Genomic DNA, 10,608 nt, shown 5'->3' with positions numbered 1-10,608 from the left:
GGCGTTGGCTGTTCATGATGACAATTCTCCGTAGTCATTGCGCCGGCGCTGGGGTCCATACAACCTTTGGAGCAAGGCTCGTGCCACATATTTTTTTGTTTAAATTCAATTAGTTAGAAGACACTACTCGAAGTTGGATTGGGGTTTTACCCACCAATCCCCATTTATCGGGGGGCTGGCGATGTGCCATTGATGGCCCCCCCAAAAACGGGGCAAACCTTCAAAGCGGTTCATCCGGGTCCAGGCCCTGCAAGGCACGGTAGGTGCGCAGGACGTTGGGTACATAGCGCTGGGTTTCACTGAACGGCGGGATGACCCCACCACGGCTCAAGACTGCTCCGGGGCCGGCGTTGTAGGCTGCCAGGGCCAGGGCCATGTCGTTGTCGAACATCACCATCAGGCGTTTCAGATAGCGTGCGCCACCCTGGATGTTGGACGCAGGGTCTAGCACGTTGCGTACGCCCAGCTCCCGGGCGGTGTCAGGCATCAGCTGCATCAGGCCTGCCGCGCCTGTTTCCGAGCGCGCCTTGGGGTTGTAGCTCGACTCGGCCTGGATGACCGCATGGAGCAACGCGGCCGGCAGTTCGTTGGCCGTGGCCGCCGCTGCGACCATCTCGGCATAGGGTCGTTCTGCCGTGGCGGCCGACAGGCCAACCGGCGTGCCGGAGCTGGCCGGCTCCGGGATGACCCGCGTGTAGTGGCGACCGGGGCGGTGTATGTTGGAAACCACATAACTGCCATCGGCCTTCTTCGTCAGATAGATATCGGCCTGTGCAGCGCTCGGAAGCACCAGCCAGGCCAGGACATACAACGTCAGCATTCGCATGCTCCTACCTCCCTGCCCAAACCGCCCGGAAAGTGGGGACAATTCCCCAGTTTCGGTGCGAGTTCCTGCTCGCACGCAAGCACTGTGCCGAAACCGCAAAGCCCCGCCGGACGGGGCTTTGCGGCCATATCCTGAACACGAGCACGACATTTGCATCTGCCCCTGCGCAAACGGCACATCGAAGCCGTCCTGGCCTTTGGGAGGTCCTCATGTCGATCAATCAACGCCGTGCCTTGCACCGTCAGCAAGGCTTTACCCTGCTCGAGCTTCTGGTGGTGCTGGTGGTACTGGGCCTGTTGGCCGGTCTCGTCGCCCCCAAGTACTTCACTCAACTGGGCAAATCGGAAGCCAAGGTTGCCCGGGCGCAGATCGAAGGCCTGTCCAAGGCCCTGGATCTCTACCGCCTGGAAATCGGCCACTACCCGTCTTCGGAGCAGGGTCTTGCCGCGCTGACCACTGCGCCCACCGATGAAACCCGCTGGGCCGGGCCGTACTTGCAGAAAGCCGTTCCGCAAGATCCCTGGGGCCGCAACTACATCTATCACTCGCCCGGCGAGCACGGTGACTACGACCTGCTGTCGATGGGCAAGGACGGGCAGCAAGGCGGCGAAGGTGAGAACGCCGAAATCACCAACTGGTAATCAGCGAGGGTAAAGCCATGCGTTATCAGCTCAAGGCAGTCGGCAAAAACGCCGTGGTGTCACTGATGATCGAAGCAAGCGGGCCCGCCGAAGCGAGGCAACAGGCCGAGGACCAGGGGCTGCGCGTATTGAGCCTGCGCAGCATGCAGCGCATGCCCAGCCTGCGCTGGAGCCGCGGCGAAACCTTCGCCCTGGTGTTGTTCAGCCAGGAATTGACCACCCTGCTCAATGCCGGCCTGCCCCTGATCGATGCCCTGGAAAGCCTGGCCGAAAAAGAAACGGCGCCCCAGGCGCGCAAGACCCTGAGTGAGCTGGTGCGTTTGCTGTACGAAGGCAAGTCCTTCTCCCAGGCCCTGGCGCAAAACCCGCAGGTGTTCCCACCGCTGTATGTGGCGCTGGTGCAGTCCAGTGAAAAGACCGGCGCGGTCGGCGAGGCCCTGGGCCGCTACGTGAGTTATCGCCAGCGCATGGATGAAGTCCGGCAGAAGATTGTCAGCGCCTCGATCTACCCCATGTTGCTGTTGATCGTCGGCGGCGGCGTGGTGTTGTTCCTGATGGGCTATGTGGTCCCGCGTTTCAGCCTGGTGTTCGAAGGGCTGGGCTCCAACCTGCCCTGGCTGTCACGCATCCTGATGCACGCCGGGCTGTTCCTGCATGCCCATCAGGGCGAATTGTTCGGTGGCATGTTCGCGCTCGTGGCCGGGTTTGCGGTGCTCATGCGCCAGGCGAGTTTTCGCCGCTTCCTCAATCGCCTGGTCGAGCGGGTACCGGCGGTGCACCAACGCTTGTTCATGTATGAACTGGCGCGTTTCTATCGTTCGCTGGGCATTCTGCTGCAGGGCGGCATCCCGATCCTGACGGCCATGGGGATGGTTCGTGGTTTGCTCAACGTGGAGTCGAGATGTCGCCTGGACAAGGCCAGCGAGCGCATCCGCGAGGGCCATTCGTTATCCAGTGCGCTGGAGGAGAACAAACTGTCGACGCCGGTTTCGCTACGTCTGCTGCGCGCCGGTGAACAGTCCGGCAATCTGGGGCAGATGATGGAGCGCACTGCGGATTTTTATGACGAGGAGATGAGCCGTTGGCTGGAGTGGTTCGTGCGCTTGTTCGAGCCGTTGCTGATGACGTTTATCGGGTTGTTGATCGGGGTGATCGTGATCTTGATGTATATTCCGATCTTTGAGTTGGCATCCAGTATTCGCTAACCGCTCTCGTTCCCACGCTCTGCGTGGGAATGCCGCGCCAGACGCTCCGCGTCGACCTGCACAAACCCGACGCAGAGCGTCGCAGGATGCATTCCCACGCGGAGCGTGGGAACGAGGAAGGGGGGTGGCCACACCGGCCACTGTAGGAGCGGCGGTGCGACGACTCGACTTGCCCGCGATGAGGCCCTCAAGCCGCCAACTGACCGTTGGCAACCGCCTCTGAAGCCGCCAGCATCGCCCGCAACAAGACCGCACACCCCGCCGCCAGATCCGCTGGATCGGCATTCTCGATTTCGTTATGGCTGATGCCCCCTTCGCACGGCACGAAGATCATCCCTGCCGGCCCCAGTTCAGCCAGAAAAATCGCGTCATGCCCTGCACCGCTGACGATGTCCATGTGCGACAGGCCCAGGCCTTGCGCCGCATCGCGCACGGCATCGACACAGCCCTTGTCGAAGTACAACGGTGGGAAATCGGCGGTCGGTTTGAGTTCGAAGCTCAGGCCATGCTGCTGGCAAGTGCTGTCGATGACCTGGCGTACCTGATCGATCATCGAGTCCAGACGCGCAGGCTCCAGGTGCCGGAAGTCCAGGGTCATCCTGACCTCCCCCGGGATCACGTTGCGCGAGCCCGGATAGGCCTGCAGGCAGCCCACGGTGCCGCAGGCATGGGGTTGATGCGCAAGCGCCACCCGGTTCACCGCAGCGACCACGGCGCTGGCGCCCACCAGGGCATCCCGGCGCAGGTGCATGGGCGTCGGCCCGGCATGGGCCTCGACACCGCGCAAGGTCAGGTCGAACCACTTCTGCCCCAGGGCACCGAGCACCACGCCTATGGTCTTGTGCTGATCTTCGAGGATCGGGCCCTGTTCGATATGCGCTTCGAAATACGCCCCCACCGCGTGCCCGCTGACCGCACGTTCACCGGCGTAGCCAATGGCATTGAGGGCCTGGCCCACGGTGATGCCCTCGGCATCGGTCTTGGCCAGGGTTTCTTCCAGGGTGAACTTCTCGGCGTATACCCCGGACCCCATCATGCAGGGCGGGAAGCGCGAGCCTTCCTCATTGGTCCAGACCACCACTTCCAGCGGCGCCTGGGTTTCGATCTTCAGGTCATTGAGCGTTCGCAGCACTTCCAGGCCCGCCAGCACGCCGAAGCAGCCGTCGAACTTGCCGCCGGTGGGCTGGGTATCGATATGACTGCCGGTCATGACCGGCGGCAGTTGCGGGTTACTTCCGGCGCGCCGGGCAAAAATGTTGCCCACCGCATCGATGCTGACGCTGCACCCCGCCGCCTCGGCCCATTGCACGAACAGGTCGCGGGCCTGGCGGTCCAGGTCGGTCAGGGCCAGCCGGCAAACACCACCCTTGGCCGTGGCACCGAGCCGGGCCAGGTCCATCAACGACGTCCACAGGCGATCGCCGTCGATATGCCTTTGGGTGGATTGCAGTATGTCTTGCGCTGCGCTCATGGCGATCTCCGCTGTCAGAGGTTGGAAGAAGGTTTGGCCACGCGGGCCGCCTGGGCACCACCCAGGATGTTCAAACCGTAATAGATCAGGCCACCCAATGCGGATCCGGTGAACCAGCCGAAGTCATAAAACCAGCTGAAGGCCGAACTGCCGAGCGACAGAATGGTCAGCGCCACCGGAATGGCGAAAGCGATGAAGCCGAACCAGTTCCAGGCCGGATAGACATCGTCGCGGTACAGGCCGGCCAGGTCCAGGGTTTGCCGGCGGACCAGGAAATAGTCCACCACCATGATCCCGGCGATCGGCCCCAGCAGGCTCGAATAGCCCAGCAGCCAGTTCGAATAGATCGACTCCAGGCTGAGGTCCGAGACCAGCAGGCCGAGCTTCTTGAGCAGTTCATGGGCCATCAGCGCCAGGCCCACGAAGCCGGTCAGCATCACGGCGGTGGTCCGGTCGATCAGCCTGGGGGCGATATTCTGGAAGTCGTTGGTGGGCGAGACGATGTTCGCCGCCGTGTTGGTCGACAGGGTGGCGATGATGATCAGGAACATGGCCAGCGCCACCCAGACCGGGCTCTGGATGTGACCGATCAGGTTGACCGGATCGGAGACGGTTTCGCCGACCAGGGAGGGCGAGGCGGCGGTCATCACCACACCCAGCGCCGCGAACAGGAACATGGTCAGCGGCAGGCCGATGACTTGCCCGACAATCTGGTCTTTCTGGCTTTTGGCATAGCGGCTGAAGTCCGGGATATTCAGCGACAGGGTTGCCCAGAAACCCACCATGGCGGTCAACCCGGCGAAGAAGTAACCGTACACGCTCGCGCCTTCCGGGCGCTTGGCCGGTTGCGCCATCAATTCGGTCAGGGAGACATTGGGCAGCGCCCACACCAGCAGGCCGGCACCTACCAGCAACAGCAAGGGCGCTGACAGGGTTTCCAGCCATTTGATCGATTCGGCGCCGCGCAGCACCACCAGCAGGTTCAAGCCCCAGAACAGCATGAAGCCGACGACTTCGCCGGCGCCGCCCAGGGCTTTCCAGTCCGCCGACAGCGAGCCCAGGAACAGGTGAATGGCCAACCCGCCGAACATCGTCTGGATTCCGAACCAGCCACAGGCGACCAGGGCCCGGATCATGCACGGTACGTTGGAGCCGATGACCCCGAACGAAGAGCGCAGCAGGACAGGAAACGGGATGCCGTACTTGGTCCCGGCAAAGGCGTTGAGGGTCAAGGGGATCAGCACCACGATATTGGCCAGCAGGATCGCCAGCAGCGCCTCGCCGACCGTCAGGCCGAAGTACGCCGTGAGCACACCGCCCAGGGTATAGGTCGGCACGCAGATCGACATGCCGACCCACAGTGCGGTGATATGCCATTTGTTCCAGGTTCGCTCGCGTACCCTGGTCGGGGCGATGTCGTGGTTGTAGCGGGGGCTTTCGAGCACATCGCTGCCGGCCTCGAGTTCGTACAGGCCGTGGTGCTCCGTCACTTGCGAATGGGTCTTTGTCATGGCCGCTCCCGTGCTTCTCTGTCTGTCCGCTGAACAGCGGCTGACCCACTCCACTTCTCTGGACGACCGGCACAGGGACGGGATTCAAGCCGCTGATTTCTAATGTGGAATCTTGACCATTTCTGCTTCCTGTCAAGGTGGTCAAGCGGGCTGGCGGTCAGCCATAAGCCGATAATTTCAATTTATTGCTTATATTTCAATACGTTAAGCAAGTTATAAGCTTATGCAAATAATCTTGCTCAATCGAAAATCAGCAACTAGATTCAAATCTTGACAGTACTGGCAGGAATTGAATCCGCGCCGCACTGCCCTGCATAAAAACCAGTACCGGCTCGAACCGGTCAAGCCTGCGAGGAACTCGGTATGACGCTGTTGATCCGTGGTGCCACCGTGGTCACTCACGAAGAACACTATCGCGCGGATGTACTCTGTGGCGGCGGCCTGATCCAGGCCATCGGTGAAAACTTCGACATCCCGGCAGGCTGCGAGGTGCTCGATGGCAGCGGCCAGTACCTGATGCCGGGGGGCATCGACCCGCATACCCACATGCAACTGCCTTTCATGGGCACGGTGGCCAGCGAAGACTTCTTCAGCGGTACCGCCGCAGGGCTCGCCGGCGGAACCACCTCGATCATCGACTTCGTCATTCCCAACCCGCAGCAATCGCTGCTCGAGGCCTTTCACCAATGGCGTGGCTGGGCTGAAAAATCCGCCGCCGACTACGGCTTTCACGTCGCCATCACCTGGTGGAGCGAACAGGTGCACCAGGAGATGGCCGAACTGGTCAACCAACATGGGGTGAACAGCTTCAAGCACTTCATGGCCTACAAGAATGCAATCATGGCCGCCGACGACACCCTGGTCGCCAGCTTCGAACGCTGCCTGGAATTGGGGGCGGTGCCCACGGTGCATGCCGAAAACGGCGAACTGGTCTATCACCTGCAACGCAAACTGCTTGCCCAGGGCCTGACCGGCCCCGAAGCCCACCCTTTGTCGCGCCCCTCGCAAGTGGAAGGCGAAGCCGCCAGCCGCGCCATCCGCATTGCCGAAACCCTCGGCACACCGCTGTACCTGGTGCATGTGTCGACCCGCGAGGCCCTCGACGAAATCAAATACGCCCGGGCCAAGGGCCAGCCGGTCTACGGCGAGGTACTGGCCGGGCACCTGCTGCTCGATGACAGCGTCTATCGCCACCCCGACTGGCAAACCGCAGCCGGTTACGTCATGAGCCCTCCCTTCCGCCCTCTCGGGCATCAGGAAGCCCTCTGGCAGGGCCTGCAGTCCGGCAACCTGCACACCACCGCCACCGATCACTGCTGTTTCTGCGCCGAGCAGAAAGCAGCCGGGCGCGATGATTTCAGCAAGATCCCCAATGGCACGGCCGGCATCGAGGACCGCATGGCCGTGCTCTGGGATGAAGGCGTCAACAGCGGCAAATTGTCGATGCACGACTTCGTCGCCCTGACCTCGACCAACGCCGCGAAGATTTTCAACCTGTTCCCACGCAAGGGCGCGATCCGCGTCGGTGCCGATGCCGATCTGGTGCTCTGGGACCCTGAAGGCACCCGCACCATCTCGGCGGCGACGCACCACCAGCAGGTCGACTTCAATATTTTCGAAGGCAAGACGGTGCGCGGCATCCCCAGCCACACCATCAGCCAGGGTCGCCTGGTCTGGGCCAACGGCGACCTGCGCGCCGAACGCGGCGTGGGGCGATACATCGAGCGGCCGGCCTACCCGGGCGTGTTCGATCTGCTGCAAAAGCGCGCCGCATTGCAGCGTCCGACTCCTGTGGAACGCTAAGGTCGCCGCCAATGTAGCCGCTGCCGCAGGCTGCGCTGGAGTCCCGCAGGGGCTCCCCCGGCGATCTTGAAACCTTGCGCCCGCTCCGCGCGCGAGCGTCGCAACGGCGCACCGAGCCATGCGGCAGCGGCTACGGAGATCCACCAGACATATGAGGTCATTTGCATGATCGAATCCCTGAACCACCTGCCGCATCCTCGTGACAATGCGGCCACCCTGGCGGACAACTTCAGTGACCTGGCGCCACCGCTCAATGACCGTCAGGCCAGGCTGGAAAGCTCGCGTTGCCTGTATTGCTACGACGCGCCCTGCGTCAATGCGTGCCCCAGCGAGATCGACATCCCCTCCTTCATCCGCAACATCCATCAGGAAAACATCCAGGGCGCTGCCCAGACCATTCTCTCGGCCAATATCCTGGGTGGCAGTTGCGCCAGGGTCTGCCCTACCGAAGTGCTCTGCCAACAGGCCTGCGTGCGCAACCATCATCAGGAATGTGCGCCGGTGCTGATCGGACAGCTGCAACGCTATGCCCTGGACAATGCCAACTTCGACGCTCACCCGTTCCAGCGCGCTGCCGCGACCGGCAAGCGGGTCGCCGTGGTCGGCGCGGGCCCGGCGGGTTTGTCCTGTGCCCATCGACTGGCGCTGCACGGTCACGACGTAGTGATTTTCGAACGCTGCGAGAAAGCCGGCGGGCTTAATGAATACGGGATTGCCAAATACAAACTGGTGGATGATTTCGCCCAGCGCGAGGTGGATTTCCTGCTGCAGATCGGCGGCATCGAAATCCGCCATGGCCGTACCCTGGGCGTTGACCTGACCCTCACCGAGCTGCGCCAGCAGTTCGACGCGGTGTTCCTCGGGCTCGGCCTTGCGGCCAGCCGGCAGTTGGGCATGGCCGACGAGACAGCGCCCGGCATGCTCGCCGCCACGCAGTTTATCCGCGAACTGCGCCAGGCCGACGACCTGACGAAACTGCCGCTGGCCGACCGCTGCATCGTCCTGGGGGCCGGCAACACGGCCATCGACATGGCGGTGCAGATGGCCCGCCTGGGCGCCCGTGACGTCAATCTGGTGTACCGCCGTGGCCACGAGGACATGGGCGCCACCTTGCATGAACAGGACATCGCCAAGGCCGCTCAGGTCCGCCTGATGACCTGGGCGCAGCCGCAGCAGGTATTGCTCGACGATCAAGGTCGGGTGCGCGGTATGCGCTTTGAACGCACCCACCTGGTAAACGGCCGCCTGTGCGCCACGGGCGAAACCTTCGAACTGGCGGCCGATGCGATTTTCAAGGCCATCGGCCAGGCCTTCGACGACAGCGCACTGGACGACCCGATGGCCCGCGAACTCCAGCGCGATGGCGAACGCATCCAGGTCGACGGGCAGCTGCAGACCAGCATCGCCGGAGTCTATGCCGGTGGTGACTGCACCGCCCTGGGCCAGGACCTCACCGTCCAGGCCGTGCAACACGGCAAACTGGCGGCCGAAGCCATCCATGCCCAACTGATGCTCAACGTGGAGGCCGCATAAATGGCCGATCTATCGATACAATTCGCTGGCATCAAGGCGCCCAACCCATTCTGGCTGGCCTCCGCCCCCCCGACCGACAAGGCCTATAACGTGGTGCGCGCCTTCGAGGCAGGCTGGGGCGGCGTGGTCTGGAAAACCCTTGGCGAAGATCCGGCTGCGGTCAATGTGTCATCGCGCTATTCGGCCCACTACGGGGTCAACCGCGAAGTCATGGGCATGAACAATATCGAGCTGATCACTGACCGTTCCCTGGAAATCAACCTGCGTGAAATCACCCAGGTGAAGAAGGACTGGCCCGATCGGGCCCTGGTCGTCTCGTTGATGGTGCCCTGCGTGGAAGAGGCCTGGAAGGCCATCCTGCCGCTGGTGGAGGCCACCGGTGCCGACGGCATAGAACTGAACTTCGGCTGCCCCCACGGCATGTCCGAGCGCGGCATGGGCTCGGCTGTCGGCCAGGTACCCGAGTATGTGGAGCGCGTGACCCGCTGGTGCAAGACCCACTGCTCGCTGCCGGTGATCGTCAAGCTCACGCCCAACATCACCGATATCCGCCAATCGGCACGCGCTGCCCATCGCGGCGGCGCCGATGCGGTGTCGTTGATCAACACCATCAACTCCATCACCAGCGTGGACCTGGAGCGCATGGTCGCCCTGCCCATCGTCGGCAACCAGAGCACCCATGGTGGCTACTGCGGCCCGGCGGTCAAACCGATCGCACTGAACATGGTCGCCGAAATCGCCCGCGATCCCGAGACCCGCGGCCTGCCCATCAGCGGTATCGGCGGCATTGGCAGCTGGCGCGATGCCGCCGAGTTCATCGCCCTGGGCTGTGGCTCGGTGCAGGTCTGCACTGCCGCGATGCTCAACGGCTTTCGCATCGTCGAGGAGATGAAGGACGGCCTCTCGCGCTGGATGGACAGTCAGGGCTACAAAAGCCTGCAGGACTTCTCCGGGCGGGCGGTGGGCAACACCACCGACTGGAAGTATCTGGACATCAACTATCAGGTCATCGCAAAAATCGACCAGCAGGCCTGTATCGGTTGCGGTCGTTGCCATATCGCCTGCGAAGACACCGCACACCAGGCCATCGCCAGCCTGAAGCAAGCCGACGGCAGCCATCGCTACGAAGTCATCGACGCCGAGTGCGTGGGTTGCAACCTGTGCCAGATCACCTGCCCGGTGCAGGACTGCATCGAGATGGTGGTGCAGGACAATGGCAAGGGGTTTCTGGATTGGGAGCATGATCCGCGCAATCCGTATGCTGTGAGGGCTTGATTAACCTCACCGGCCTCATCGCTGGCAAGCCAGCTTGTATGGTAAGACTTGAAGGGGTGGTGGGACTAAATGCCAGATTCTGACTGTTCGCAGCAGTACAGACCGTGGGAGACATCGCCCCACCCCTTCCACCAAAGCGCCGATAAAGAATGCATCGTTTGCAAGCGACGATAGAAGCAAGCCAGCGCCTCTTGGTGAAACCCCTTCAAGCAGCAAAACCTTAACGTGGAGAGTCGGCAATGGCAACGCGAGTGGCGCGATCAATTACGGGCGTGGATGTCGCCAAAGTTGAGCTAGTCACCTATCAGATAGAGGCCGATGAACTCGAGTCAGTCAAAAGCGA

Annotated in this window: 8 protein-coding genes; 5 read left to right on the top strand and 3 right to left on the bottom strand. The window is 62.4% G+C overall.

Annotated elements, in window-relative coordinates; translation table 11 throughout:
- Positions 1 to 220: 220 nt before the first annotated feature.
- Positions 221 to 826 (bottom strand): lytic transglycosylase domain-containing protein, encoded by a 606-nt coding sequence (locus tag F2S13_RS26530; protein WP_166366509.1) that lies wholly within the window; start codon positions 824 to 826, stop codon positions 221 to 223.
- A gap of 209 nt (positions 827 to 1,035) precedes the next feature.
- Here F2S13_RS26530 and gspG point away from each other — a divergent pair, with 209 nt between their 5' ends.
- The gene (gene gspG, locus F2S13_RS26525; protein ID WP_166366507.1) at positions 1,036 to 1,467 is read left to right on the top strand and encodes a type II secretion system major pseudopilin GspG; all 432 of its coding nucleotides are present in this window, start codon (positions 1,036 to 1,038) and stop codon (positions 1,465 to 1,467) included.
- Positions 1,468 to 1,484: 17 nt separating this feature from the next.
- Positions 1,485 to 2,672 (top strand): type II secretion system F family protein, encoded by a 1,188-nt coding sequence (locus F2S13_RS26520; protein WP_166366505.1) that lies wholly within the window; start codon positions 1,485 to 1,487, stop codon positions 2,670 to 2,672.
- A gap of 187 nt (positions 2,673 to 2,859) precedes the next feature.
- On the opposite strand, the gene F2S13_RS26515 is transcribed toward F2S13_RS26520, so the two are convergent.
- On the bottom strand, positions 2,860 to 4,143 hold the full coding sequence (locus tag F2S13_RS26515; RefSeq protein WP_166366503.1) for a Zn-dependent hydrolase: 1,284 nt from the start codon (positions 4,141 to 4,143) through the stop codon (positions 2,860 to 2,862).
- Positions 4,144 to 4,157: 14 nt separating this feature from the next.
- The gene (locus F2S13_RS26510) at positions 4,158 to 5,654 is read right to left on the bottom strand and encodes an NCS1 family nucleobase:cation symporter-1 (RefSeq protein ID WP_166366501.1); all 1,497 of its coding nucleotides are present in this window, start codon (positions 5,652 to 5,654) and stop codon (positions 4,158 to 4,160) included.
- A 363-nt stretch (positions 5,655 to 6,017) separates the two neighbouring features.
- Here F2S13_RS26510 and hydA point away from each other — a divergent pair, with 363 nt between their 5' ends.
- The 3 genes from hydA to preA all read left to right on the top strand — a co-directional run bounded on the left by hydA (position 6,018) and on the right by preA (position 10,265).
- On the top strand, positions 6,018 to 7,457 hold the full coding sequence (gene hydA / locus F2S13_RS26505; protein ID WP_166366499.1) for a dihydropyrimidinase: 1,440 nt from the start codon (positions 6,018 to 6,020) through the stop codon (positions 7,455 to 7,457).
- Positions 7,458 to 7,622: 165 nt separating this feature from the next.
- Complete coding sequence (locus F2S13_RS26500) at positions 7,623 to 8,990, top strand: NAD(P)-dependent oxidoreductase (RefSeq protein WP_166366497.1); 1,368 nt, start codon at positions 7,623 to 7,625, stop codon at positions 8,988 to 8,990.
- Positions 8,991 to 10,265: an NAD-dependent dihydropyrimidine dehydrogenase subunit PreA gene (gene preA / locus F2S13_RS26495; protein WP_166366495.1), complete on the top strand. Its 1,275-nt coding sequence runs from the start codon at positions 8,991 to 8,993 to the stop codon at positions 10,263 to 10,265. It begins immediately after the preceding gene.
- The last annotated feature ends 343 nt before the right edge of the window (positions 10,266 to 10,608 follow it).

The organism is Pseudomonas akapageensis, assembly GCF_011355085.1.
GTDB lineage: Bacteria > Pseudomonadota > Gammaproteobacteria > Pseudomonadales > Pseudomonadaceae > Aquipseudomonas > Aquipseudomonas akapageensis.
Note: the sequence above shows the minus strand (reverse complement) of the source record. Positions and strands in the feature narration are given on the sequence as shown.